Source organism: Streptomyces sp. NPDC058001 (assembly GCF_042886315.1).
Classification (GTDB): domain Bacteria; phylum Actinomycetota; class Actinomycetes; order Streptomycetales; family Streptomycetaceae; genus Streptomyces.
Genome location: NZ_JBHVQT010000012.1, coordinates 215,869 through 241,387, shown reverse-complemented (window position 1 = coordinate 241,387; position 25,519 = coordinate 215,869). Strand labels below are relative to the sequence as shown.

The following is a 25,519-nucleotide window of genomic DNA, read 5'->3' as shown; positions in this document are numbered from 1 at the left end:
GGGACCGCACGCCGGAAGGAACCCCCCACCCATGACCAGCATGAACAGCGCACCCGACACGACCGTTGGTACTCCTCTCGTACACACCGTCACCGGCCCCCTCCCGGCCGCATCCGTCCGCGGTCCGGTCCTCGCCCACGAGCACCTGGTACTCGACCTGGCCCGGACCGGCGACCGGGCCGCCGTACTCGACCCGGACCGGCACGGCCCGGCCGTCACCGCCGAACTCGCCGCGTTGCGCGAGGAGTTCGGGCTCGGTCTGGTGGTCGAGCTGACCTGTCGTGGCATGGGGCGCGACCCGGGCGCCCTGGCCCGGGTCGCACGTGACGCCGGGGTGCCGGTGGTCGCGGCGACCGGCTGGTACTACGAGCCCTTCCACACCCCGGAGTTGGCCGGCGCGGACGTCGCCGGGCTCACCGAGACCCTCGTCCGCGAGATCGAGGACGGCTTCGGGGACGGCGCCGAGAACGGCTCCAAGGACGGTTCCGAGAACGGCCTGGACGCCACCCGCGTCCGCCCCGGCGTACTCGGCGAGGTCGGCAGCCACGGTGACGTACCGAGCGAGCCGGAGGCCCGCGCGCTGCGGGCCTCCGCCCGAGCCGCCCTCGCCACCGGTCTGTCCGTCGCCACACACGCGCAACTCGGCCGGGGCGGACGGGCCCAGCTCGACCTGCTCACCGCCGAGGGCCTGCCCCCGCACCGCGTGAGCATCGGCCACCAGGACCTCCTGGACGACCCGGCGGCGCACCGCGAATTGGCGGCGAGCGGCGCGTACGTCGCCTTCGACACCGTCGGCAAGGAGAGCTACCGGAGCGACCGCGCGCGGCTGCGCCTTCTGCTGGCCCTCATCGACGCCGGGCACGCCCACCGGGCACTGCTGAGCTGCGACATCTCACGCCACGGCTACCTCCTGACGGAGGGCGGTCAGGGGTACGGGCATCTGTTCCGTTCCTTCCTGCCCGCGCTCCGGACGGCCGGCGTGGACGACGGCCTGATCGACCTGATGACCCGGCGCAACCCCCTGCGCTTCCTCACCGGAGTCGACCCGGAGGAGACGCGATCGACGGAGGAGACCCCCGTATGAGCACCGAAGGCCCCCGCGTGAGCGCCGAAGGCCGCCAGGTGAGCGGCGAACGCCCGCCTGTGAGCGCCGAAGGCCCCCGGCTGCCCGAGACCCACCCGCTGGCGACCGTGTCCCTGGGCGAGGCGGCGGCCCGGCAGTTCCGGCTCATGGAGTGCGTCGCCGCGCACTTCGAGGGGCCGGAGCTGTTCACGGCGGACGCCGGGGTCGTCCCCGGGCTCGGCAGGCCCCGGACCACCGCGCGGGTGGAGTCCGTCCTCGCGGAGTTCTTCGACGCCGACGCGGCGGCGCTGGTGCAGGGCGCGGGCACCGGGGTGATCCGCGCGGCCCTGGCGGCCTCGCTGAGCGCGGGCGATCCGCTGCTCATCCACCGCGCCCCGGTCTACCGCACCACCGAGGTGACGCTGCGCGGCCTCGGCGTACGGGTCACGGAGGTCGACTTCAACGACCGGGGCGCCCTGCGTACGGCACTCGCGTCAGGCCGGTTCGCCTGGGCGTACGTCCAGCACTCGCGTCAGCGGCTCGCCGACTCCTACGACCCGGGCCAGGTCCTCGCGGACTGCCGGGCGGCCGGGGTACGGACGGTCGTCGACGACAACTACGCGGTCATGCGGGTGCCCGCGTCCGGTGTCGAACTCGGCGCGGACGCCTCCTGTTTCTCGCTCTTCAAGCTGCACGGTCCCGAGGGTGTGGGTGCCGTGGTCGGCGCCCGTGACCTGGTGGAGCGGGTCCGCGCGGACAACTACTCGGGCGGCGGCCAGGTCCAGGGCCATCAGGCGCTGGACGCGCTGCGCGCCCTGACCCATGTGCCGGTGATGTGGTCGCTCCAGTCCCGGGTCGGTGCCGAGATCGCGGACCGGCTCGCGGCGGGCGAGGTGCCCGGGGTCGCCGAGGTCCGCCTCGCCAACGCCCAGGACCGCTGCCTGCTCGTCCGCCTGGACCGGCCGGTCGCCCGCGAACTGCCCGCCGTCGCCGCCCGGTTCGGCGCCGCGCCCTATCCCGTCGGCGCCAACTCCCGTTACGAGATCGCGCCGCTGTTCTACCGGATGTCCAGCTCGTCCCTTGACGACGCCCCCGAACTCGCCGACTGGACGGTCCGGGTCAACCCGATGCGGGCCGGCGCCGACCTGGTCATCGACATCCTGCGGCGCTCGCTCACCGCCCTGGACGAACCACACGGCCGCACACCCCCGCCGAACCATCCGCACGACGCCACCGACCCGCACGACACGAACTACCCGTACGACGCGAACGACTTGAAGGACTGACGACCGTGTTCCTCGACACCCTGCTCGCCCGCAACCCCGAGCTGGTCGACACGGCGGCCACGCTCCACCGGCGCGGCGACATTCCGCCGGACACCTATGTGATGGACCTCGACGCCGTCGAGACGAATGCCGCGCTCCTCGCCGCCGGGGCCGAACGCCACGGTCTGACCCTCTGGTTCGTCGTCAAGCAGCTCGGCCGCAACCCGGAGCTGATCCGGGCCGTGGCCCGGCACATCCCGGCCTTCGCCGCGATCGACGCGCCCGAGGCCCGCACTCTGCACGCCACGGGCGCCCGCGCCGGAAACCTTGGCCATCTGGTCCAGATCCCGCGCCGGGCACTGCCCGAGATGCTGGCGTGGCGGCCCGAGACGGTCACCGTGTTCGACCTGGCCAACGCCCGCGCGGTGTCCGACGCGGCGGGGCGGCTCGGCTTCCGGCAGGACGTACTGATCCGTCTGGAGGGCGCGGAAGGCACCGTCTACCCGGGGCAGGAGGGCGGTGTCCCGCTCACCGCGCTGGACGAGTTCGCGGCGGCGGCCGAGCGGCTGCCGGGCGTACGGATCGCGGGCGTGACCGCCTTCCCGTGCTTGCTCTGCGACCGCGAGACCGGTATCCCGCAGGCCACGCCCAGCTTCGAACTCGCCATCAAGGCAAGGGAGTTGCTGATCGCACGCGGTCACCGGGACCTCAAGCTCAGCGCGCCCAGCGCCACCTCCATGGCCTCGCTGCCGCTGCTCGCCGAGCGCGGCGCCACGCACGGCGAGCCCGGCCACTCCCTCACCGGCACCACCCCGCTGCACGCCCTCGACCCGCACCAGCCGGAGAAGCCCGCCTATGTGTACGTCACGGAGGTCGCCCACACCCTCGCCGACGGCCGGCCCGCCCTGTTCGGCGGCGGCTTCTACCCCCGCGCCCACATCGGCAACGCGCTGCTCCCCCGCTCCGGCGCCCTGCTGCCGGTGCGGGACGCGCCCGCCGAGAACATCGACTACTACCGTCTGCTCGACCCACCCGCCGACCCCGGTTCCACCCAGGCCGGTGACACCGCGCTGCTCGCCTTCCGTACGCAGATCTTCGTGACCCGCTCGACGGTCGCGGTCGTCGCGGGCCTCGCCTCGGGGAACCCGCGCCTGACGGGTCTGTACGACGCCCAGGGCAGGGCACTGTGACCGGCGACGGACCAGACGGACCGGGCGGACCCGAGAGCGCTGCCCCCACCGGCCGCACCGTGATCCTCGTCCTCGACGGATTCGGCGTCGGCGCGATGCCGGACGCCGGGCTGCTGCGCCCCGGCGACATCCGCGCCGACACCTGCGGCCATGTCCTCGACCACGCCCGCACCGCGCTCGGCCGCCCCCTGCGGCTGCCCGCGCTCGGCGCGCTCGGGCTGGGTCTGGTCCACCCGCATCGGGACCTGGCGCGCGACACCCTGCTGCCGGTCGCCGTGGGCCGGGCCGCGCTCGGTTACCCCGGCGCGGACACCTTCGCGGGCCACCAGACCATGATGGGCGCCGACTTCAGCCGGGTGACCGTGGCCCGGCTCAACGACCACATCGACGAAGTGACGTCCGCGCTCAAGGCCGCGGGCCACCGGGTCTCGCTCCTGGACGGGAAGCCGCTGCTGGTCGTGGACGACACGGTCCTCGTCCACGACAACCTGGAGGCCGACCCGGGCATCAACTGGAACGCCTCCGGCCGCCTGGACGACCTCCCCTTCGACGGCCCCCACGGCATCCTCGCCATCGCCCGCACGGTACGGGAGGTCGCGCCGGTCGCCCGCGTCATCGCCGTGGGCGGCCACGCGGACGGCCCGCTGCCCTTGTCCGTACGCGACGGGGACGGCGGCACGGTCGGGCTCGACACCCCGGCGACGGGCTTCTACCGCAACGGCGGTCTGGAGGTTCAGCACCTCGGGGCCCGGATCGACCACACCCGGCAGTTGCCCGATCTCGCCGCGCGGGCCGGGATCCCGGTCACGCTGGTCGGCAAGGCGGCCGACATCCTCGCCTGCGACGGGGCGGTACGACGGCCCGCCGTACCGACCGCCGATGTCCTCGCGGCCACGCTCGACGCCGTACACGGGGACGGTCCGGACGGTCCCTCGCTGGTCGTCAGCAACGTCCAGGAAACCGACCTCGCCGGCCACCAGCAGGACCCGGAGCGCTACGGCACGGTCCTGGAACAGGTCGACGCCGGACTCGCGGCCCTGGTCCCGCTCCTGACCGCCCCCGGCGACCGCCTGATCCTCACCGGCGACCACGGCAACGACCCGACCATCGGCCACGCGTACCACACGAGGGAGTACGTCCCGATCCTGATCCACGGAACGGATCACCCGGGACGCCTACGGGACGCGAACTCATTGGCAGACGTGGGCGCGACGGCGGCAGCGGCACTGGGCCTGGGCCCCGACGACCTGGCGGCCGGAACCCCTGTCGTGCGCGTCAGCCCATGAACTTCTTGAACTCGTCCGGCAGTTCGAAGTTCGGGTCAGCGGCGGCGCCGGGCAGCCCGAATGCGTTGCCCTGCGTCTCCGCCTGCTCCCGCCGCGCCACAGCGTCCTGCTCCTGCTGCTTGCGCTTCATCGGGTTCCCGGACCGCTGCTTGCCCTTGGCCTGCTTCTGCTTCTTCTTCTGACGCCCGGGACCGCCCCCCATGCCCGGCACCCCGGGCATCCCCGGCATCCCGCCGCCCTGCGCCATCCGCGACATCATCTTGCGGGCCTCGAAGAACCGCTCCACGAGCCCCTTCACGGCGCTGACCTCGACACCGGAACCCTTGGCGATACGGGCCCGGCGCGAGCCGTTGATGATCGTCGGGTCCTGGCGCTCGACCGGGGTCATCGACTTGATGATCGCGGCCGTACGGTCCACGTCACGCTCGTCAAGATTGTTGATCTGGTCCTTGATCTGCCCCATGCCGGGCAGCATCCCGAGCAGCTTGCTGATGGAGCCCATCTTCCGGACCTGTTCCATCTGGTCCAGGAAGTCGTCGAGCGTGAAGTCCTTGCCCTTGCTGGACGCCAGCTTCGAGGCCATCTTCTCGGCCTCTTGCTGCGAGAAGGTCTGCTCGGCCTTCTCGATCAGCGTGAGCATGTCGCCCATACCGAGGATGCGGGACGCCATGCGGTCCGGGTGGAAGGCGTCGAAGTCGTCCAGCTTCTCACCGTTGGACGCGAACATGATCTGGCGCCCGGTGACATGCGCGATCGACAGGGCGGCGCCACCGCGGGCGTCACCGTCGAGCTTCGACAGGACGACACCGTCGAAGCCGACACCGTCGCGGAACGCCTCGGCGGTGTTGACCGCGTCCTGGCCGATCATGGCGTCCACGACGAAGAGGACCTCGTCGGGCGAGACCGCGTCCCGGATGTCCGCGGCCTGCTGCATCAGTTCCTGGTCGATACCGAGACGGCCCGCGGTGTCGACGATGACGATGTCGTGGACCTTGGTCCTGGCGTACTCGATGGAGTCCCTGGCGACCTCTACGGGGTCCCCGACGCCGTTGCCCGGCTGCGGGGCGTAGACGGCGACGCCCGCGCGCTCGGCGACGACGGCGAGCTGGTTCACGGCGTTCGGCCGCTGGAGGTCGGCGGCGACGAGCAGCGGCGAGTGCCCCTGGCCCTTGAGCCACAGGCCGAGCTTGCCGGCGAGCGTGGTCTTACCGGCGCCCTGGAGACCCGCGAGCATGATCACGGTCGGCGGCTGCTTGGCGAACCGGAGCCGCCGGGTCTCGCCGCCGAGGATGCCGATCAGTTCCTCGTTGACGATCTTGATGACCTGTTGCGCGGGATTGAGCGCCTGCGACACCTCGACACCGGTCGCGCGCTCCTTCACCTGCTTGATGAAGGCGCGGACCACGGGCAGCGCGACATCCGCTTCGAGCAGCGCGATACGGATCTCGCGCGCCGTGGCGTCGATGTCCGCCTCACTGAGGCGACCCTTGCCGCGGAGGTTCTTGAATGTCGCTGCGAGGCGATCGGAAAGAGTGTCGAACACGGCGGTCGCGAATCCTCGGGTCGAAGGCGGGCAGACAGGTCGCCCCCCAGAGTAATCGGTCGCAGAAGCCCCGAACATGCGCCGACCGATACAGGCCCACCGTTGTGGGCAGGCGCCGGGGGCCCAGGACTACTTCCGCAGCCCCGTCTCAAGCTCCCGAGCCACCTCGGAAGCCCGCCCGCCGGGCAACGGCGCCCCGTCCTCTCCGGTCACATAAAAGGCATCCACGGCATTGGCCCCGAGCGTACTGACATGCGCACTCCGAACCCGCACCCCGGCCTCCTCCAGCGCCCGCCCGATCCGATGCAGAAGTCCCGGTGCGTCCTGAGCCCGCACCTCGATCACCGTCGCGTGCCGGGACGCCGCGGACGCCACGGTCACCCGGGCGGGAGGCGCCACCGTCCCGCGCCGCCGCGGATACGCCGCATCGCGCTCCGCGAGCCGCGCGCGGATGTCCAGCGACCCGTCCAGGGCCCGTACCAGATCGGCCCGCAGCCGAGCTGCCTGCGGCAGCGACCCGTACTCGGCGGCGACCCGCCAGTTCAGTAGCAGGACGGACCCGTCCATGCCGTCGGGCAGATCGAGCGCCCGCAGCTCCGCGGTCCGTACCGCGAGCCGGTGCATCGCGAGGACCCCGGCGGCGGCGGGCAGCACCCCGGCCTGGTCGGGGACGGCGATGATCAGCTCGACACCGAGCGGTTCGGGATCCCCTGCGGTGGCCTCGGTGGCCTCGGCGGCGTCACCGAAGGGCTCGGTCTGGGCGCGCAGGGCGAGGACCGGACCGCCGGTGCGGAACGCCTCGACGGCGAGCCGTTCCTGCTCGGCCGTGGGCGCCCCGGGCTCGGGTTCGGTGGGCTCGTCGCCGCTGAAGAGGGCGGCGACCCGGCGTACCAGGTCGGTGACGAGGGAGCCGCGCCACGAGGACCAGGCGGCGGGCCCGGTGGCGAGCGCGTCGGCCTCGGTGAGCGCGTGCAGCAGTTCCAGGGTGCCCGGGGACCCGACGGCCTCGGCGACGGACTTCACCGTCGCGGGGTCCTCCAGATCGCGCCGGGTCGCCGTCTCGATCAGCAGCAGATGGTGGCGTACGAGGGTGGCGAGTACGGCGATGTCGGCGCGGTCGAAGCCGATCCGGGCGGCCACGTCGCGTGCGATGATCTCGCCGGCGACGGAGTGGTCGCCGGGCCAGCCCTTGCCGATGTCGTGCAGGAGCGCGGCGACGAGCAGCAGGTCGGGCCGGTGCACGCGGCGGGTGAACGCCGAGGCGCGGACGGCCGTCTCGACCAGGTGCCGGTCGACGGTCCAGGTGTGCACGGCATTGCGCTGGGGCCGGCAGCGCACCCGCTCCCAGTCGGGAAGGAGCCGGGTGATCATGCCCTCGGCCTCCAGTGCCTCCCATACGTCGACGGTGGGGCGTCCGGCGCCGAGCAGCGTGACGAGCTGTTCGCGGGCCTCGGCGGGCCAGGGTGTCGGCAGCGCCCGTGCGGCGGACGCCATCCGGCGCACGGCGTGCAGCGAGAGCGGCAGCCCGGCCTGGGCAGCGGCGGCGGCGGCGCGCAGCGGCAGCACGGGGTCGCGTTCGGGCCGGGCGGTGCGGGCGAGGCCGACCTCGCCGTCCTGTACCACGACGCCTTCGGCGAGCGGTGAGCGTTCCTGCGCGGGCTTGCCGCCGCCGAGCATGGCGCGCAGCCGGGGGCGTACGGCACGGGAGCGCAGCACGCGGCCGACCTCGCGCCAGGTCACGTCGGAGGCGTACGCGATGGTGCGGGCGGCCTCGTACACCTGGCGGAGCAGGGTGTCGGCGTCGAGGAGGCCGAGTTCGGCGGCGACCTGGTCCTGTTCCTGGAGGGCGAGGCGGTCGGTGGCGCGGCCGGTGGTGAGATGCAGGGCGTCGCGTACGTCGAGGAGGCGGCGGCGGGCGTCGGCGAGGCCGTCGCGTGGGGCGTCGGCGAGCCAGGACGCGGCGACGGCGGAGAGCGCGGTGGCGTCCCGCAGGCCGCCGCGGGCCTCCTTGAGGTCGGGTTCGAGGAGGTACTGCAACTCGCCCTGGCGTTCGGCACGCTCGGCGCAGAGTTCCTGGAGTTCGGGCAAGCGTTTGGGTGCCTGGTTGCGCCAGTCGGCGAGTACGGCGGTGCGCAGGCCCGCGGTGAGTCCGAGGTCGCCGGCGAGATGGCGGGCGTCGAGGAGGCCGAGGTGCACCTTGAGGTCGTCGGCGGCTGTCTTACGGGCCTCGGCGGGGGTGCGGACCGAGTGGTCGAGTGCGAGGCCGAGGTCCCAGATCGGGTACCAGATCTGGTCGGCGAGTACGGCGACGGCCTTGGCGTCGCTCTTGGTGACGCTTTCGTCGTGCAGCAGGAGCAGGTCGAGGTCGCTGCGCGGGGAGAGTTCCCCGCGGCCGTAGCCGCCGACGGCGACGAGGGCGACGCCGCGCAGGTCCGCGGCGGCGGTGCCGAACAGTCCGCTCAGCCAGGCGTCGGTGAGCCCGGACAGTGCGGTACGGCGCGGCGGCCCTGGCTGCGTCTCCCCTTGGAGGAGGCGCAGCCGGGCCGCCGCGTAGCCGCTGGGTTTCGGTTCCTGGGGTTCCTCGGACTCTTCCTTGCGTACGCCCACGCTCGTCACCCGGCGACTCCGTTCTGTTATCCGGCCGGCCTGGTCACAGGGCGTCCGGGCCGCGCTCGCCGGTCCTGACTCGGACCGCCGTCTCGACGGGCAGGGACCAGACCTTGCCGTCTCCGATCTTGCCGGTCCTGGCGGCCTTCACGACGACATCGATGAGCTGTTCGGCGTCGTCGTCCTCGACCAGGACCTCGATCCGGATCTTGGGTACCAGGTCGACGGTGTATTCCGCGCCACGGTAGACCTCGGTGTGTCCGCGCTGCCGACCGTAGCCGCTGGCCTCGGTCACGGTGAGGCCGTGCACCCCGAACGCCTGGAGGGCTTCCTTGATCTCGTCGAGCCGGTGCGGCTTGACGACGGCGGTGATGAGCTTCATGCGTCCACCTTCTTGTTCTGCGAAGCCTCCTGGACCGGGGCGGCTGCGGCCGAGCGGGACGAGGTGCCCCCGCCGGCGCCGCTGAAGTCGTACGCCGTCTCCGCGTGCTCGACCTGGTCGATGCCCGCGACCTCGTCGTCCTCGCTGACCCGCATCCCGATCGTCTTGTCGATGAGGAAGGCGAGGACCGCGGAGGCGATGAGGGAGTAGGCGAGGACGCCGCCGACACCGGCGAGCTGCTTCCACAGCTGGCTGAGGCCGCCGCCGTAGAAGAGGCCCGCGACGTCGGACTGGCCGCCGCCGGTGGCGAAGAAGCCGATGAGTACGGAGCCGGCGATACCGCCGACCAGGTGGACGCCGACGACGTCGAGGGAGTCGTCGTAGCCGAACTTGTACTTCAGGCCGACGGCCATGGCGCACAGCAGACCGGCGATGGCGCCGACCGCGATGGCGCCGAGCGGGGAGATCGCGCCGCCGGAGGGGGTGACGGCGACCAGGCCCGCGACCGCGCCGGACGCGGCGCCGAGGGTGGTGAAGGCGCCGTGGCGGATCTTCTCGTAGATGAGCCAGGCGAGCATGGCGGCGGCGGTGGCGACCTGCGTGTTGATGAACATCAGCGCGCCGACGCCGTCGTCGTTGCCGAGCCAGGAGCCGGCGTTGAATCCGAACCAGCCGAACCACAGCAGGCCGGCGCCGAGCATCACCAGGGGCAGCGAGTGCGGGCGCATCGGGTCCCGCTTGAAGCCGACGCGCTTGCCGATGACGAGGATCACGCCGAGCGCCGCGGCACCGGCGTTGATGTGCACGGCGGTACCGCCGGCGAAGTCGATGACGCCGAGGTCGAAGGCCCAGCCGCCGGTGCCCCACACCCAGTGCGCGATGGGGAAGTAGACGATCGTGGCCCACAGCGCGACGAACAGCCCCCAGGCGCCGAACTTGACGCGGTCGGCGAGGGCGCCGCTGATCAGGGCGGGCGTGATGATGGCGAACATCAGTTGGAAGACGGCGAAGACATAGATCGGGATCGTGTACCCGTCCCAGAGCTGGGTGAGGCCGATTCCGCTGAGTCCTACGTAGTCCGACGACCAGCCGACGATGCTGCCGTGGTCGGTGCCGAAGGCCATGGAGAAGCCGTAGAGCACCCACAGAATGGTGACGATCCCCAGGCTGATGAAGCTCATCATCAGCATGTTCAGGGTGCTCTTGACGCGGACCATGCCTCCGTAGAAGAAGGCGAGGCCCGGGGTCATCAGCATGACCAGGGCGGAGCAGATGAGCATGAACCCGGTGTTGGCGGCAGACAGCGTCGGGGCGTCTGCGGCAAGCGTGATGCCTGGGGGCATCGGCGTCTCCTCGTGTTGGTACGGCCCCGTGCGGGCGAAGCCTGAGCGGTGGTGTGAGGGGCGGGCCGGTTATGCGCCAGAGGTTGTCGCAGCGCCGTTTCGGTGGATGCCGCTCGATGTTTCACCGCAGTGACGAAGAGGTCGCGGGTGTTACGCGTACATGAACTGCCGGATCCGGGGGCGAGGGATCGTTATCGTGGCGCAACCTTCCGGGGGCGGCCCGCGGCGGTACGCGAACCGGCCGCGGCGGACCTCCGGGGGACCTGACGTGGGGGTGCCTGGTCGGGCTGTTCCGGGAGGGCCACCGCGGCCGGCGTCGGGGTCAGACCGCTTCCGCGGTCTCGGGCAGCTGCACCGCCAGACGCTCGGTGAGCTGGATGACGTCGGCGACATCGCCGAAGTCCCGCACGGCCGTGTCGACGGTCTTGCGGATACGGGTGTTGACGCGTTCGGAACGGACCTTCTTGGCGACGGTGAGCGCTTCTACGGCGAGCGCGGCGCTCTGCTCGGGGGCGCGCTGGAGCAGGTGCACGGTCGCCATGCCGATGAGGTTGAGTGCGTACGACCGCTGGTGCTCCGAGTCGTCGCTGAAAAGGGTCACCGCTTTGGCCATCACGGGCTCGGCGAGTGAGGCGTAGGTGGGGCTGCGGCCCGCGACATACGCGAGGTCGCGGTACGAGTGGGCGTTCTCGCCGTTGAGTTCCGCCTCGGAGAAGAAGCGGATCCAGTCGGGCTCCGGCTCGTCGAAGTCCAGCGCGTCGTGGAAGTTCTCGTCGGCCATCCGCACGGCCCGCTTGCACTTGCCGGGCTGGCCCATGTTGGCGTAGGCGCGCGCTTCCATCGCATACAGCATGGCCTGGGTACGGGGGCCCGCGCAGTCGCGGCTGCCGTACTGCGCGAGGTGGATGAGTTCCAGGGCGTCGTCGGGGCGTCCGAGGTGGATCATCTGCCGGCTCATGCTGGACAGGATGTACGAGCCGAGGGGCTTGTCACCGGCTTCCTTGGCGGCGTGCAGGGCGAGCACGAAGTACTTCTGGGCGGTGGGTTGGAGGCCCACGTCATAGCTCATCCAGCCGGCCAGTTCGGCGAGTTCGGCGGCGACCTTGAAGAGGCGCTTGGTGGTGGCCTCGGGCTGGGGTTCCTGGAGGAGGTCGGTCACCTCGTGGAGCTGTCCGACGACGGCCTTGCGGCGCAGGCCGCCACCGCACTGGGCGTCCCACTGCCGGAACATGACGGTGGTGGACTCCAGGAGGTCCAGCTCCGGCTTGGAGAGCTTGTGGCCGCGGCGCAGCGCGGCAGGCTCGGGCTCCTCGCGCGGGGCGGCGGGGGTGGGCACCAGCCAGCGCTGCATGGGTTCGACGAGGGTCGGTCCCGCGGCGAGCGCCAGCGAGGTGCCGAGGAAGCCGCGCCGGGCCAGCATCAGGTCGCTGCGCGAGAACTCGCTGATGAGCGCGACGGTCTGCGGACCGGTCCAGGGCAGGTCGACGCCGGACACGGACGGCGACTGATGGGCGGCGCGCAGGCCGAGGTCCTCCACGGCGACGACACAGCCGAACCGCTCCGAGAACAGCTCCGAGAGGATCCGCGGGATCGGTTCGCGGGGGTTCTCGCCGTCGAGCCAGCGGCGCACCCGTGAGGTGTCGGTGGAGATGTGGTTGGCGCCCAACTGCCGTGCTCTGCGGTTCACCTGACGGGCCAGCTCACCCTTGGACCAGCCGCTGCGCACGAACCAGGAGCCCAACAGCTCATTGGGGCGCTTCTCAGCGTTCGTACCGCTTTCGCCGTTGCCGCCCACCGGAACGCCCCCATCCGTCATGCCACTTGTGCGCGGTCGCCCGCACACGGTCACGTCAAGCCTTAACAGAATGCCGTGTGTCACGGCCGCCCGTCCGGCAGTTGTCACCCGTCGAACAGGAAACCGACATGCCCCCGGCATACCCACGAGCGCACACACTCCAGGGCTTGTGTACCGAAAGTAATCCTACGATCACCCCTCCGGCGAGGGCGACCACGGAAACGCCACCATTCGCCACCCCTTCGAATGAACCCAGGGCTCGTCACACACGATTCACTTGACAGTGGACGGACGGGACTGGCGTAGCGGTGCATCCAGGGGCGCGCGACACCGGGCGCACCACCCCGAACGCTTCCGGGCGCCGTCACGGACCGTACGGCAACCGGGCATGACGTGAACGGACGGTCACACGGCGCTTCCACATCGTGACCGAACGCTCGTAACCACCGGCGCGCTGGACCTGTTGGAGGGGGCATGGGTTTCACGATCGGCGGCATCCGCGACATCCGGTCGGGTTCGCGTCGGCGCGGACGCACGGCAGAGTGCACCACGGTGGCCGAGTTCACCGGGCTGTGGGGCTGGGACGTGGTGCCCGGCGCGCGGGCCGCGGCAGGCGTCTGCTCCTGCGGCAAGGCCGACTGCCCCGCACCGGGCGCGCACCCCCTCGACTTCGCGCCGGTGATCCCGGCCGGCGCAACCCTGGACGAAGTCGCCGAGATCTGGGGCGAGTTCCCCGGCGCCTCGGTACTGCTGCCAGTGGGCGGCGCCTTCGACGTCCTGGAGGTCTCCGAGGCGGCCGGGCGGCGAGCACTGGTACGGATGGAGCGGATGGGACTGCCGCTGGGTCCGGTAGTGGCGACACCGGAAGGCCGCGCGCAGTACTTCGTGTCACCGGGCGCCGCCGCCGAACTGCCGGAGCTGCTCTACCGCATGGGCTGGGACGACGCCGCACTCGACCTGCACGGCCTGGGCCACGGCGACCATGTCACGGCGCCCCCGTCGGACCGCGCGGACCTGGGCCCGTCCCGCTGGCTGCGCCCCCCGGCCCTGGACTCGGCGACGAACCCACCCCAGGCCCGCCTGCTCCTCGGCACCCTGGCCTATGTGACGCACCGTTCACGGGCGTAGGCCCCCGGGGCGACAGGGGATACGTTCCCCCTACCCCGAGGGTGCCTTCTTCTCGCCGGACAATCAGGCGTCGTACAGCGAAACCGTCAGCCGTCGTACAGCGAAACGATCAGTCGCCGATCAACGCGTCGACAAAGGCGCCGGGCTCGAACGGCGCGAGGTCGTCCGCCCCCTCACCCAGCCCGATCAGCTTCACCGGCACGCCCAGCTCCCGCTGGACCGCGATGACGATGCCGCCCTTGGCCGTGCCGTCGAGCTTGGTGAGCACGATGCCGGTGATGTCGACCACCTCGGCGAACACCCGGGCCTGTACGAGCCCGTTCTGCCCGGTGGTGGCGTCGAGCACGAGCAGGATCTCGTCCAGCGGCGCGTGCTTCTCGACGACCCGCTTGACCTTGCCCAGCTCGTCCATGAGACCGGTCTTGGTGTGCAGCCGTCCCGCCGTGTCGATGAGGACGACGTCGGCGCCCTCCGCGATGCCCTCCTTGACGGCGTCGAAGGCGATGGACGCGGGGTCCCCGCCCTCGGGCCCGCGCACCGTACGGGCGCCCACCCGCTCGCCCCAGGTCTGGAGCTGGTCGGCGGCGGCGGCCCGGAAGGTGTCGGCGGCACCGAGGAGGACGTTCTTGCCGTCGGCGACGAGTACGCGCGCGAGCTTGCCGGTCGTGGTGGTCTTGCCGGTGCCGTTGACCCCGACGACCATCACGATGCCCGGCGTTTCCAGGCCGGACTCGGTGTTCACGGTCCGGTCGAAGTCCGGCACGAGCAGCGTCAGCAGTTCCTCGCGCAGCAGTGAGCGCAGTTCCTCGGGCGTACGGGTGCCGAGTACCCGCACCCGCTCACGCAGCCGCTCGACCAGTTCCTGGGTGGGCTGGACGCCGACGTCGGCGGTGAGGAGGGTGTCCTCGATCTCCTCCCAGGTGTCCTCGTCCAGGTGCTCACGCGACAGCAGCGTGAGCAGACCCTTGCCGAGCGCGTTCTGCGAGCGCGACAGCCGGGCGCGCAGCCGTACCAGGCGGCCGGCGGCCGGTTCCGGGATCTCGATCGCGGGGACGGCCGGGAGGGGCTCCTCGACCGTGACGGGGGCGGACGGCTCCTGCCCGGGGCGCGGCAGGTCCACCTCTTCGATGGTGCGACGGGACTCGTCGCTCGGCGCCTCGGCCTCCTCACCGACATGCGGCTCGGCCGGCGGGGCGGTGAGGTCGGGCGTGCTGGGGGGCGCCTGCGGCGGCAGCTGCTTCCTCCTGCGGCTGCCGACGAGGAGCCCACCGAGCGCGCCGATCACGACCACGGCGATGACTACAGCGAGAATGACGATTTCCATAGGGCATCCAGTATCAGTCATGGGTCCCCAGGGCACGGACGCTGTGCCATCCTCCGAGGAATGACCGGGGACAGAGGGGACAGAAGGTACTTCTCGGACCAACGTACGATGGCCCGGTCGCTCCCCCACCGGCTCACGCACCGCGGCGAGCCGAGCGAGAGGTAACCCCCCGTTCCATGAGCACTCCCGCGCCCGAAGGCACCCTCACGCCCAAAAGCACCGGAACCACCGCTGACGCACCACGTACGGCCGTCGAGACGCGGGGCATCGAACCCGTTCCGCTCGCCGAGCGCCGCGGTCGGACGCGGGAGCTGTTCCCCACCTGGGTCGCCGCGAACATCAGTGTGCTGTTGCTCACCATGGGCGCGGGTCTGGTCGTCACCAACGGGCTGAACTTCTGGCAGGTCCTGATCGTCGCCCTGGTCTCGCCGGTCCTCAGCTACGGACTGGTCGGGCTGATCTCGGTCGCGGGCAAGCGCGGCGGCTCCCCCGGCATGACCCTCTCGCGCGCGGTCTTCGGGCAGCGCGGCAACCTTTTCCCTGGCGCGCTGATCTGGGTCGCGCGCTGGGGCTGGGAGACGATCAACGCGGTCACCGGCGCCTATGCCGTGCTGACCGTGTTCGACATCTGTTTCGGGATCCGGAGCAGCACCGCGCTGACGGTGGTCACGCTGATCGGTTTCGTCGCCTGCACCTTCCTCATCAGCGGACTCGGGCGGAAGGTCCTCCAGGTGTGCAGCACCTGGTCGACGTATCTCTTCGGCGCCTTCAGCGTCCTGGTGCTCGGCCATCTGCTGGCCGCGACCGACTGGTCGGCGGTGTTCGCGAAGCCCGCCGGGTCCACCGCGATGGTCGTCGCGGGTATCGGCACCATTGCCGCGGGTGGTCTGAGCTGGGTGCCGTCGGCCCCGGACTTCACCCGCTATCTGCCGCCGAGCGCGTCCGGCAGGGCACTCGTCGGGCACTCGGTGGGCGGCGCCGGCATCGTGGTCCTGCCGCTGGTGCTGATGGGCGCCGTGATGGCGGTCGGCACCCCGGGTCTGTCGTCGGCGTCCGATCCGGTGTCCTTCCTGGGCGCGCTGCTGCCGACCTGGCTCGCGGTGCCGTATCTGGTGATGGCCCTGGTGGGCATGCTGCTGATCAACTCGATGTCGATGTACTCGGCGGGCTTCACCGCGCAGACCCTGGGGATCAGGGTCCCGCGCGCGTGGGCGGTCAGCGTCAACGCCGTGATCAGTCTGGTCCTCGGCTATCTGCTGATGAACGTCGCCACCGGCTTCCTGGGTTCCTTCATCTCCTTCCTGACCCTGCTCGCGGTGGCGTTCTCGGCGTGGATCGGTGTCTTCGGCGTCGACATGCTGCACCGGCGGACGTATGACGCCGAGGCGCTGATGGACACCGGGCGGACCAGTGCGTACTGGTACCGGGCCGGGTTCGCCTGGCAGGCCATGACGGCGTGGGGTGTGGCGCTCGTGGTCGGGCTGCTCTTCACGCACGTCGAGTGGTTCAGCGGCCCGTTCGCCGACTCCTGGGTCGGCCGCGACGGTCTCGGCTGGCTGGTGACGATCCTGGTCGCGGCGGGGCTGTACGCGGCCTTGCCGAGGAACCGCTCCCCGAGGCCCGCACCCCTGGCCATCTGACGCTGCGTCAGTTACGGTCCCCCCGCGCACCGCCCGGTGCACTCCCTGTGATCCGAGCGGCATCCAGGCACCATCCAGGCTGAGGGGGACGTCCGCCATGCCCGTCACGGTCGTACGGTTCAATCTGGTCGATCCCGACGCGACCCCGCAGTCGCTCGGTGCCCGCTACCGCGCCGCCGTCGAGATGGCCGCGTACGCCGACGAGCGGGGGATCTCCACGGTGCAGACCGAGGAGCACCACGGCGTCGCGAACAACTGGCTGCCGTCGCCGTTCACCTTCGCGGGCGCGGTGTTCGGCGCCACCCGGAACATCGCGGTGACCGTCTCGGCGATCATCGGTCCGCTGCACGACCCGCTGCGCCTCGCCGAGGACATCGCCGTCCTGGACCTGCTGAGCGGCGGCCGTCTTGTGACGGTCGCGGGCATCGGTTACCGGCCCGACGAGTACGCGGCCTTCGGCGTGGAGTGGACCCGGCGCGGCCGGATCCAGGACGAGGTCCTGGACACCCTGCTGCGGGCCTGGACGGGGGAACCCTTCACCTTCCGGGGCCGCACGGTCCGGGTCACCCCGCGTCCGTTCACGCAGCCGCATCCGCTGCTCCTGGTGGGCGGTTCGTCCCGGGCGGCGGCGCGCCGGGCGGCCCGGCTCGGGCTGCCGTTCTTCCCGAGCGCGCATCTGCCGGACCTGGAGGCGTACTACCACGAGCTGCGCGCGGAGTACGGGACCGAGGGCTGGACGATGATGCCGGCGGCCGAGACCCCGCTGCTGCACATCGCCGACGACCCGGACCGGGTCTGGGCCGAACACGGCACGCACTTCCTGCACGAGGCCCGTACGTATGCCTCCTGGCAGTCCCGGGACATCCGCTCGGCGGTGCGGTCGGCGGCGACGACGGTGGACGAATTGCGGGCCGAGGGCGTGTACCGGGTGCTCACGCCCGACGCGTGCGTGGAGCTGGGCGCCCGCGAGGGTGTGAGTCTGGTGCTGCATCCGCTGTGCGGGGGCATGCCGCTGGACGAGGGGCGGCGCAGTCTTCAGCTCTTCGCGGAGCAGGTCGTGCCGCGCCTGAAGGACTGACAGGGCCCACCGGAGCGGCCGGCTCGGGCTCAGCCCATCTCCTCCAGCGGCTTGCCCTTGGTCTCCTTCACGAACTTGAGCACGAAGGGGATCGAGAGCGCCGCGAAACAGGCGTAGATGACATAGGTCGCCGAGAGGTTCCAGTCGGCCAGGGACGGGAAGCTGGCGGTGATCGCCCAGTTGGCGATCCACTGCGCCGACGCGGCGACGCCGAGCGCGGCGGCCCGGATCCGGTTGGGGAACATCTCGCCGAGGAAGACCCAGACGACGACGCCCCAGGACATCGCGAAGAAGAACACGAACCAGTGGGCCGCGATCAGCGCCACCCAGCCCTGCACATTGGGGAGTTTGCCGCCCACCAGGTGGTAGGAGAACGCCCATGCCTCCAGGGAGAGTCCGATGACCATGCCGGTCGAGCCGATCAGCGCGAGCGGTTTCCGTCCGATCCGGTCGACGAAGATCATCGCGACGACGGTGCCGATGATGTTGATGATCGACGTGGTGAAGGAGTAGAAGAACGACTTCGTCGGGTCGACGCCGACCGACTGCCAGAGCGTCGAGGAGTAGTAGAAGGCGACGTTGATGCCGACCAGTTGCTGGAAGGCCGAGAGGCCGATACCGACCCAGACGATCGGCAGGAACCAGAACCGGCCGCCGAGCAGGTCCTTGAACGTCGACTTGTGCTCGCGCCGCATCGCCGTCTCGATCTCGGCGACCCGCGCGTCCAGGTCGATCTTGTCTCCCTCGACGTCGGCGAGCACCTCACGGGCCTTGCCGTACTTGCCCGCCGAGATCAGATACCGCGGCGACTCCGGGATGACGAGGGACAGCAACCCGTAGATAACGGCCGGGATCACCATCACACCGAGCATGACCTGCCAGGCTTCCAGGCCGATGATCTTGCCGCGCTGGTTGCCGCCCGCCGCCTGGAGGATCGCGTAGTTGACGAGCTGTGAGACGGCGATGCCGATGACGATCGCGGCCTGCTGGAAGGAGCCGAGCCGGCCACGGTAGGCAGGCGGTGAGACCTCGGCGATATAGGCGGGGCCGATGACGGAGGCCATGCCGATGGCGAAGCCGCCGATGATCCGCCAGAAGGCGAGGTCGTAGAGCGCGAAGGGCAGAGCGGAGCCGACGGCGCTGATGGTGAACAGGACGGCCGCGATCTGCATACAGCGGATACGGCCGATACGGTCGGCGATCCGGCCCGCCGTCGCGGCGCCGATCGCGCAGCCGATCAGGGCGATGGCGATGACCTGGGCGAGCGCCGCGGAGCCGATGTTGTAGCGGCTGCGGATGGCCTCCACGGCGCCGTTGATGACGGAGCTGTCGTAGCCGAACAGAAAGCCGCCCATGGCTGCTGCCGCCGCGATGAAGATGACATGGCCCAGATGCTCGGGATGGGCCGTCGCGGCGCCGGACGGCTGCGCTGTGCTGGTCACGTGCACTCCTCTGGCAACCGGCAGCACTGCCGGGGTGGGGGCGAGCCCTTCCAGTGGCGCACAGGTCGGCGCCACCCACCACCGGAAGATCACCCGTCGCCGCCGGAAGTTCACCCGGCCGCGCCACCCGACGGCCGGTCATGTCACCCGCTCAGCGCAGTCGCTGGCTGATCACCTTCGACACGCCGTCGCCCTGCATGGACACGCCGTACAGCGCGTCGGCGACCTCCATCGTCCGCTTCTGGTGCGTGATGACGATGAGTTGGGACGCCTCCTGCAACTCCTGCATGATGCGGATGAGCCGCTGAAGGTTGGTGTCGTCGAGCGCCGCCTCGACCTCGTCCATCACATAGAACGGGCTGGGCCGTGCCTTGAAGATGGACACCAGGAGCGCCACGGCCGTCAGCGACCGCTCGCCACCGGACAGCAGCGACAGGCGCTTGACCTTCTTGCCGGGCGGCCGGGCCTCGACGTCCACGCCCGTCGTGAGCATGTTGTCCGGGTCGGTCAGGATGAGCCGCCCGTCACCGCCGGGGAAGAGCCGTGAGAACACGCCTTCGAACTCGCGGGCGGTGTCGCGGTATGCCTCGGTGAAGACCTGTTCGACGCGCTCGTCGACCTCCTTGACGACCTGGAGCAGATCGGTGCGGGTCTTCTTGAGGTCTTCGAGCTGCTCGCTGAGGAATTTGTGACGTTCCTCCAGTGCCGAGAACTCCTCCAGGGCGAGCGGGTTGACCTTTCCCAGCTGCTGGTACGCCCGTTCGGCTGACTTGAGCCGCTTCTCCTGCTCGGCCCGTACGAAGCGGGCCGGCTGGTTGCGGGGGTGCTCCGGGTCCTCGGGGAGTTCCTCGCCCTCGGCGGGCGGTGAGGGCGGTACGGGCTGGTCGGGGCCGTACTCCGCGATGAGCCCCGCGGGTTCCACGCCCAGTTCCTCCAGGGCCTTGGTCTCCAACTGCTCGATCCGCATCCGCTTCTCGGCGCCGAGTACCTCACCGCGGTGCACCGAGTCGGTGAGTTTGTCGAGTTCCGCCTTGAGGTCGCGTCCGGTGCCCCGGGCGGCGGTCAGTTCGCTCTCGCGCTCGGCCTTGGCCCGCTCGGCGGCGGCACGCTCCTCCTCGGCCCGGACCAGGGACACCTCGACATGGGCGAGGAGCTGGCGGGCGCCGGACGCGACGGCCCCGGCGACGGCGGCCTCATGGCGCAGCCGGGCCCGGCGCTGCTCGGCACGCGCGCGTGCCTCGCGTTCGGCGCGCGCCCCCCGGTCCAGCGAGTCGGCCCGCCCGGCGAGCCCCTTGACCCGCTCCTCGTGGGTACGGGCCTGGAGGCGGGCCTCCATCTCGGTCTGCCGCGCGTTGGCCCCGTCGGCGGCGAGCCGGTCCCGTACGGAGGTGTCGGGTTCCTCCTCGGCGTCCTCGGCGGACTCCTCGGCGACGGCGAGCCGTTCGGCGAGTTCCTCGGCGTCCTCGACGGCCTTGTCCAGGGCTTCCTGGGCCTTCGCCGCCGCGGCGATACCGCGCTCGGCCTCGCCCGCGGCGCCCCGGGCCTGTCCGGCGAGCCGGCCGAGTTGCTGGGCGACGGACGACTTCTCGCGGTCGGCGGCCCGGCGCCGTTCGGCCAGCTCGTCGACGAGTGCGGCGCACTCCCCGCGCCGCTCTCCCGCGAGGCGCTGCTCGTCGGCCAGCGTCTGGCACCGCTCGGCCAGTTCGACCAGTTCAGCGGCGGCTTCGTCGACGGATGCCTGTACTTCCAGCAGGCTGGGCGCCCCGGCGGACCCGCCGTGTGCGAAGTGCGCGCCGAGCAGGTCGCCCTCGGCGGTGACGGCGGTCAGTCCGGGGTGGGCGTAGACGAGGTCCTCGGCGTCTTCGAGTGTGCTGACGACGACGATTCCGCGCAGCAGCCGCCGTACGGCGGGCATCAGTTCCTGCGGGCCACGGACGAGGTCGGCGGCCCGGGGGGCGTCCCCGGCCGGGGGTGCGGGCTCTTCGGCGGGTTCGGGGGCGCCGGTGAGCAGGAGGGCGGCCCGGCCGCCGTCCTGTTTGCGCAGCAGGCGGATCGCTTCCGCGGCGGACGCGGGGGTGGTCACGGCGATGGCGTCGGCCGCCGCGCCGAAGGCCGCAGCGAGGGCGACCTCGTGGCCGGGGGTGACGGTCAGGAGTTCGGCGGCGGGGCCGAGGAGTCCGGTCAGCCGGTCCCGGGCGGCGAGCAGGGCGCCGGTGCCGTCCTTGCGGCGCAGGCCGAGTGCGAGGGTCTCGTGCCGGGCGGCGACGGCGGCGCGGCGGCGTTCCACGGTGGTCGCCGCCTCACGGGCGGCGCTCAGCGCGGCCTCGGCGGCGGCGAGCTGTTCCCGTGCGGTGTCGTGCCGGGCCGCGAGGTCCTGGTCACCGGCGTCGAGGCCGTCGACCTCGGCCTTGAGTTGTTCGTACTCCTCCTGCGCGGCGGCGGCACGTTCCTGCGCGCCGTCCCGGGCGGCGGCCAGCCGGTCGATCTCGGCCTGCGCGGAAGCGGCGCGGCTGCGGGCGGCGTTGACCTGGCCGTGCAGCCGGGCCAGGCCCTCGCGGCGGTCGGCGATGGCACGTGCCACGTCCTTGAGCCGGCGTTCCTCGACCGTCAACTCGCGCTCCAGTTCGGCGCGGTGGGCGACGGTGTCCTCCAGGGCGCGCTGGGCGGCGTCCAGGGCGGCTTCGAGTTCGGCCTCCTGCTCGCGGATCCGTGCGGCCTCGCGCTCCATGTCCTCGGGGTCGCGTCCGCGCCGTTCGTCGGGCGGCGCGGAGGTGGCGCTCTTCACGCGCGCGTCGGCCAGCGAGATCGTGCCGCGTACCCGTTCGGCGAGTTGGGACAGCTCGAACAGGGTCTGCTGGGCGCGCTGCAACCGGGGGGTGAGCCGGCGGACCTCGTCCTCAAGGGTGGCCTCGCGGGCGAGCGCGGCCTTGAGTTGCGCCTCGGCGGTCTCCTTGCGCTGCTTCAGTTCGGCCTCGTCGGCGATCTCGGTACGCAGCGCGTCGCGGAGCCGTACGAGGTCGTCGGCGAGCAGGCGCAGCCGGGCGTCGCGCAGGTCGGCCTGGATGACAGCGGCGCGACGGGCGACGGCGGCCTGCCGGCCGAGCGGTTTGAGCTGGCGGCGCAGTTCGTCGGTGAGGTCCTGCACGCGCGCGAGGTTGGCCTGCATCGCGTCGAGCTTCCGCAGCGCCTTCTCCTTGCGCTTGCGGTGCTTGAGGACGCCGGCGGCCTCCTCGATGAACGCGCGCCGTCCCATCGGGTCGGCGTGCAGCACGGAGTCGAGCTGACCCTGGCCGACGATCACATGCATCTCGCGGCCGATGCCGGAGTCGGAGAGCAGTTCCTGGATGTCGAGGAGTCGGCAGGTGTCACCGTTGATCTGGTATTCGCTGCCGCCGTTGCGGAACATGATCCGCGTGATGGTGACCTCGGCGTACTCGATGGGCAGCGCGCCGTCGGAGTTGTCAATGGTGAGGGACACCTCGGCGCGGCCGAGCGGGGGGCGCCCGGTGGTGCCGGCGAAGATGACGTCCTCCATCTTGCCGCCGCGCAGTGATTTGGCGCCCTGTTCGCCCATGACCCAGGACAGCGCGTCCACGACATTGGACTTGCCGGAGCCATTGGGTCCGACGACGCAGGTGATGCCCGGCTCGAATCGCAGCGTCGTGGCCGACGCGAAGGATTTGAAACCGCGCAGGGTCATGGCCTTGAGGTGCACGCCGCCGGACTCTACCTCTCTCCTGTCGCCCGCCACCGTTGTGGCGGGGTGGCGCTGCGCGTCACGCGCGGAAGTCCGCGTGTCTCACAGCGTGAACTTGCGGTTTCACCGATGAATGCGAAGGGCACATCAGACGTTAAAGGAAGGGGGCGGGGGCAGGCCGACACAGGGCCGACAACACAGGACCCGGCAGCAGCGGACAGTGCGGGCGGCGGGCACCACGCGAGCAGGACAACGCGAGCAGGACACTGCGGGCGGCAGGACAGAGCGGCAAGACAGAAGGGACGCCGAAGCGTCCCTTGCAGTTCGGAACATAGCGGCTGACAAGGCAGCCCGACCACGGTCCAGCTCTTAGCGGTGTTTCAGGAGATGTGGTCAGGTGAGCGCAGGCTCCGCCTGGGGTACGTCGATGCTCTTGAGGAGCGAGTCGCTGTCGTGAGAAGCGGCAGCCGCCAACGCGTCGTTCTCGGCCTGGATCCGTACAAGCTCGGATTCGAGGTCCTGGACGCGCTGCTGGAGCCGTCGCATCTCGGCGAGGAGTCGCGGGTCGGAACCGCCGACGTAACCGAGAAGCGCCTTTGCCATGATGGATGGTCCTCCACACTGAGTGACCGACCGAAGCGGTGTGGGTCGTGAGGGAATCGCACCCGCGGTGCTTGGCACTCTTGAGTTTTTACTGCCGTTCTTACATGCCAAACAGCTAAGGTGCGCGGGGCTTCCAGAGTCTCACCAAAAAGTTTGACGGTCAACACGATCACGCCCCGTACCGGCGGGCAACCCGGGGGCTCTGGGCCGTTGTGTCATCGGCCTGGCCTCTGCTGCGGGGCCCTGGGGGCGTAGAGATCATCCTTCCTTGCCGGACCCTCCCACGGCAAGTCTTTCTTGGCAATCACCAGGCTCTTTCCACCCCGGGCGGGGGTCACGGGCCTGCCGTGCGCCCCCTCCCGGAGTGGGCCGGGGTGACCCCGTTCAGCGGATCGCGAAGCCGTCGTAGCCACCGCGCGGGGTGGCCCAGATCTCAGTCACTCCGTCGACCCGCCCCGGCGTGTCGCCGTCCCTGAGCCACTCCAGGAGACCTTCACAGGACCCCCGCGCGCCCTCCGCGACCACCTGCACGCGTCCGTCCTCCAAATTGAGAGCAAAACCACTCAGCCCCCCTAGCTCCAATGCCTTGGCACGCGCGTACCAGCGGAAACCCACTCCCTGTACTCGACCGCGTACCCAAACGGTGAGCCGAACCTCTTCACTCATGGCTGCACGCTAACCGGCCAAATGCACCTATGGGCACTTCGTCCCCTTCCGCCATGGGGTACCGTCCCGACGCAATGAGCCTCACTCGTTCGTGTGAGACACATTGAGCGCAAGGACGAGGAAGGTCAGGACATGGGACGCCACCGACGCTCGGACGCCGGCCGCGCCGCGGGTACGAATCCCTCCACGGACCACGCCCCGGGGTCGATATCCGGCGACGCGACCGGTGAGATACCGACGGCCGCGTATCTGCGCGCCGACGCCGCCGCCCAGGCCGCCGCCCGCGCGGACTACGGCGACGCACCGTATGAGGACACGGCGTACATAGAATTGTCCCGCTATTCCGACGACCCGTACGGGTACGGGCAGCCGCCCGCCGCTCCCTACGGCGGTCACGCGTACGGATACGGGTACGGCGAGCAGGCCGCGTACCGCGAGTCGTCCGCCGCCGCGCAGGCCATGGCCGCCTCGGCGTTCCCGGAGACGGGTCCCCGGGACGCGTACGCCTGGGACGTCCCGGTCTCGGAGGCCGAGACCGCCACCATGCGGGCGTTCTTCGGCGACGATGACGTCGACGCGGGACCGGTGACCGCCGTCTCGCGGGACTCCGGTCACCGGCGCCGCCCCAGGAAGCGGATATCCACCCCGGTCCGTACCGGACTGCTCGGCGTCTCCGCGGCCGTCGCCATGGGCGCCGTCGCGATGGCCACCGGTGTGCTGCCCGGCAGCGGCTCCCTTCCCGTCGTCGGGGGCGGCAGCTCCGACAAGGTGCAGGCCGGGAACTCGCCGTCGGACCTCCAGACCCAGGGCGGTACGTCCGGCACTCCCGAGAGCGAGTCGGCGAGCCCCGACCGGAGCAGCGACAGCCCCACCTCGCCGGCGCCTTCGGCCACCGAGGCCGGCGCCAAGCCCTCGGCGAAGCCGTCCGAGAAGCCGTCGCCGTCGAAGACCTCAGGGTCCGGTGCGGCGGCGGGCACGGGTTCCTCGGCGGGCGGCTCGCAGAAGACGGCCACGAAACCGCCCAAGCCCGCGACCACTCCCCCGAAGAAGGCACCGTCCTCCTCGGCGAAGGCACCGGCCGGGTCGAACTCCGCCGAGGCCCAGGTGCTCAGCCTGGTCAACCAGGAGCGCGCCAAGGTCGGATGCAGCCCGGTGACCGCGGACGCCCGCCTGGGCGCCCTCGCCGAGGACTTCAGCAAGGACATGGCGGCGCGCGGCTTCTTCGACCACACCGACCCGGACGGCGCGACACCGTGGGACCGTGCCGAGAAGGCGGGGATCACCGGACTGGGCGGCGAGAACATAGCGCGGGGCCAGGCCGACGCCGCCGCCGTCATGGACGCCTGGATGAACAGCCCCGGCCACCGCGCCAACATACTCAACTGCGACTTCAAGACCCTGGGCGTCGGCGCGCACTTCGCTTCCGGCGGCCCTTGGTGGACCCAGGACTTCGGGTTCTAGGACTTC

General features: G+C 71.2%; 18 protein-coding genes. 8 read left to right on the top strand and 10 right to left on the bottom strand.

The features are described 5' to 3' along the window. The first annotated feature begins 40 nt into the window (after nucleotides 1–40). From ACFVT5_RS29555 to ACFVT5_RS29540, 4 genes are read left to right on the top strand one after another with little or no spacing between them, the layout of a single operon-like run. Nucleotides 41–1,084, top strand: coding sequence for a phosphotriesterase (locus ACFVT5_RS29555; RefSeq protein WP_389894462.1), 1,044 nt, complete (start codon nucleotides 41–43; stop codon nucleotides 1,082–1,084). Nucleotides 1,085–1,143: 59 nt separating this feature from the next. Then, nucleotides 1,144–2,349: an aminotransferase class V-fold PLP-dependent enzyme gene (locus tag ACFVT5_RS29550; RefSeq protein ID WP_389894460.1), complete on the top strand. Its 1,206-nt coding sequence runs from the start codon at nucleotides 1,144–1,146 to the stop codon at nucleotides 2,347–2,349. Between the two features lie 5 nt (nucleotides 2,350–2,354). After that, nucleotides 2,355–3,518 (top strand): alanine racemase, encoded by a 1,164-nt coding sequence (locus ACFVT5_RS29545; RefSeq protein WP_389894253.1) that lies wholly within the window; start codon nucleotides 2,355–2,357, stop codon nucleotides 3,516–3,518. After that, entirely contained in the window at nucleotides 3,515–4,804 is a 1,290-nt protein-coding gene (locus tag ACFVT5_RS29540; protein WP_389894251.1) for a phosphopentomutase, read from the top strand. Before ACFVT5_RS29545 ends, ACFVT5_RS29540 begins: the two co-directional genes overlap by 4 nt. On the opposite strand, the gene ffh is transcribed toward ACFVT5_RS29540, so the two are convergent. From ffh to ACFVT5_RS29515, 5 genes are all read right to left on the bottom strand, one after another. Beyond that, nucleotides 4,794–6,347: a signal recognition particle protein gene (gene ffh / locus ACFVT5_RS29535; protein WP_389894249.1), complete on the bottom strand. Its 1,554-nt coding sequence runs from the start codon at nucleotides 6,345–6,347 to the stop codon at nucleotides 4,794–4,796. The genes ACFVT5_RS29540 and ffh overlap by 11 nt on opposite strands. A gap of 129 nt (nucleotides 6,348–6,476) precedes the next feature. After that, nucleotides 6,477–8,963: a [protein-PII] uridylyltransferase gene (locus ACFVT5_RS29530; protein ID WP_389894247.1), complete on the bottom strand. Its 2,487-nt coding sequence runs from the start codon at nucleotides 8,961–8,963 to the stop codon at nucleotides 6,477–6,479. A gap of 34 nt (nucleotides 8,964–8,997) precedes the next feature. Next, the gene (locus tag ACFVT5_RS29525; RefSeq protein ID WP_007493361.1) at nucleotides 8,998–9,336 is read right to left on the bottom strand and encodes a P-II family nitrogen regulator; all 339 of its coding nucleotides are present in this window, start codon (nucleotides 9,334–9,336) and stop codon (nucleotides 8,998–9,000) included. Continuing rightward, the gene (locus tag ACFVT5_RS29520; protein WP_389894245.1) at nucleotides 9,333–10,679 is read right to left on the bottom strand and encodes an ammonium transporter; all 1,347 of its coding nucleotides are present in this window, start codon (nucleotides 10,677–10,679) and stop codon (nucleotides 9,333–9,335) included. The genes ACFVT5_RS29525 and ACFVT5_RS29520 overlap by 4 nt, the downstream gene beginning before the upstream one ends. Nucleotides 10,680–11,001: 322 nt before the next feature. Then, on the bottom strand, nucleotides 11,002–12,474 hold the full coding sequence (locus ACFVT5_RS29515) for a hypothetical protein (RefSeq protein WP_389894458.1): 1,473 nt from the start codon (nucleotides 12,472–12,474) through the stop codon (nucleotides 11,002–11,004). Nucleotides 12,475–12,948: 474 nt separating this feature from the next. On the opposite strand from ACFVT5_RS29515, the gene ACFVT5_RS29510 reads away from it, so the two are divergent. Further along, the gene (locus ACFVT5_RS29510; RefSeq protein ID WP_389894243.1) at nucleotides 12,949–13,602 is read left to right on the top strand and encodes a bifunctional DNA primase/polymerase; all 654 of its coding nucleotides are present in this window, start codon (nucleotides 12,949–12,951) and stop codon (nucleotides 13,600–13,602) included. Between the two features lie 109 nt (nucleotides 13,603–13,711). On the opposite strand, the gene ftsY is transcribed toward ACFVT5_RS29510, so the two are convergent. Beyond that, on the bottom strand, nucleotides 13,712–14,926 hold the full coding sequence (gene ftsY, locus ACFVT5_RS29505; RefSeq protein ID WP_389894241.1) for a signal recognition particle-docking protein FtsY: 1,215 nt from the start codon (nucleotides 14,924–14,926) through the stop codon (nucleotides 13,712–13,714). A gap of 176 nt (nucleotides 14,927–15,102) precedes the next feature. Between ftsY and ACFVT5_RS29500 the strand changes: the two genes are divergently transcribed. Both ACFVT5_RS29500 and ACFVT5_RS29495 read left to right on the top strand, forming a co-directional pair. Next, nucleotides 15,103–16,566 carry a purine-cytosine permease family protein gene (locus ACFVT5_RS29500; protein WP_389894239.1) on the top strand — a complete coding sequence of 488 codons (1,464 nt, stop codon included), beginning with the start codon at nucleotides 15,103–15,105 and terminating at the stop codon, nucleotides 16,564–16,566. A gap of 97 nt (nucleotides 16,567–16,663) precedes the next feature. Further along, nucleotides 16,664–17,644 carry an LLM class flavin-dependent oxidoreductase gene (locus tag ACFVT5_RS29495; protein ID WP_389894237.1) on the top strand — a complete coding sequence of 327 codons (981 nt, stop codon included), beginning with the start codon at nucleotides 16,664–16,666 and terminating at the stop codon, nucleotides 17,642–17,644. A 29-nt stretch (nucleotides 17,645–17,673) separates the two neighbouring features. Here the strand turns inward: ACFVT5_RS29495 and ACFVT5_RS29490 are convergent, their stop codons facing one another. The 4 genes from ACFVT5_RS29490 to ACFVT5_RS29475 all read right to left on the bottom strand — a co-directional run bounded on the left by ACFVT5_RS29490 (nucleotide 17,674) and on the right by ACFVT5_RS29475 (nucleotide 24,052). Beyond that, on the bottom strand, nucleotides 17,674–19,086 hold the full coding sequence (locus tag ACFVT5_RS29490; protein WP_389894235.1) for a sugar porter family MFS transporter: 1,413 nt from the start codon (nucleotides 19,084–19,086) through the stop codon (nucleotides 17,674–17,676). A gap of 151 nt (nucleotides 19,087–19,237) precedes the next feature. Continuing rightward, nucleotides 19,238–22,801, bottom strand: coding sequence for a chromosome segregation protein SMC (smc, locus tag ACFVT5_RS29485; protein ID WP_389894233.1), 3,564 nt, complete (start codon nucleotides 22,799–22,801; stop codon nucleotides 19,238–19,240). Between the two features lie 375 nt (nucleotides 22,802–23,176). Continuing rightward, nucleotides 23,177–23,386: a hypothetical protein gene (locus tag ACFVT5_RS29480; protein WP_389894231.1), complete on the bottom strand. Its 210-nt coding sequence runs from the start codon at nucleotides 23,384–23,386 to the stop codon at nucleotides 23,177–23,179. 384 nt (nucleotides 23,387–23,770) lie between these two features. Continuing rightward, on the bottom strand, nucleotides 23,771–24,052 hold the full coding sequence (locus ACFVT5_RS29475) for an acylphosphatase (RefSeq protein WP_389894229.1): 282 nt from the start codon (nucleotides 24,050–24,052) through the stop codon (nucleotides 23,771–23,773). Between the two features lie 93 nt (nucleotides 24,053–24,145). Here ACFVT5_RS29475 and ACFVT5_RS29470 point away from each other — a divergent pair, with 93 nt between their 5' ends. Next, on the top strand, nucleotides 24,146–25,513 hold the full coding sequence (locus ACFVT5_RS29470; protein ID WP_389894227.1) for a CAP domain-containing protein: 1,368 nt from the start codon (nucleotides 24,146–24,148) through the stop codon (nucleotides 25,511–25,513). Nucleotides 25,514–25,519 lie beyond the last annotated feature (6 nt).

What these genes read in the sequence shown, in the direction of transcription:
- ACFVT5_RS29555 (WP_389894462.1), top strand. Translation starts at nt 41, where the DNA reads ATGAACAGCGCACCCGACACGACCGTTGGTACTCCTCTCGTACACACC.
- ACFVT5_RS29525 (WP_007493361.1), bottom strand. Translation starts at nt 9,336, where the DNA reads ATGAAGCTCATCACCGCCGTCGTCAAGCCGCACCGGCTCGACGAGATC.
- ACFVT5_RS29520 (WP_389894245.1), bottom strand. Translation starts at nt 10,679, where the DNA reads ATGCCCCCAGGCATCACGCTTGCCGCAGACGCCCCGACGCTGTCTGCC.
- ACFVT5_RS29510 (WP_389894243.1), top strand. Translation starts at nt 12,949, where the DNA reads ATGGGTTTCACGATCGGCGGCATCCGCGACATCCGGTCGGGTTCGCGT.
- ftsY (WP_389894241.1), bottom strand. Translation starts at nt 14,926, where the DNA reads ATGGAAATCGTCATTCTCGCTGTAGTCATCGCCGTGGTCGTGATCGGC.
- ACFVT5_RS29500 (WP_389894239.1), top strand. Translation starts at nt 15,103, where the DNA reads ATGAGCACTCCCGCGCCCGAAGGCACCCTCACGCCCAAAAGCACCGGA.
- ACFVT5_RS29495 (WP_389894237.1), top strand. Translation starts at nt 16,664, where the DNA reads ATGCCCGTCACGGTCGTACGGTTCAATCTGGTCGATCCCGACGCGACC.
- ACFVT5_RS29480 (WP_389894231.1), bottom strand. Translation starts at nt 23,386, where the DNA reads ATGGCAAAGGCGCTTCTCGGTTACGTCGGCGGTTCCGACCCGCGACTC.
- ACFVT5_RS29475 (WP_389894229.1), bottom strand. Translation starts at nt 24,052, where the DNA reads ATGAGTGAAGAGGTTCGGCTCACCGTTTGGGTACGCGGTCGAGTACAG.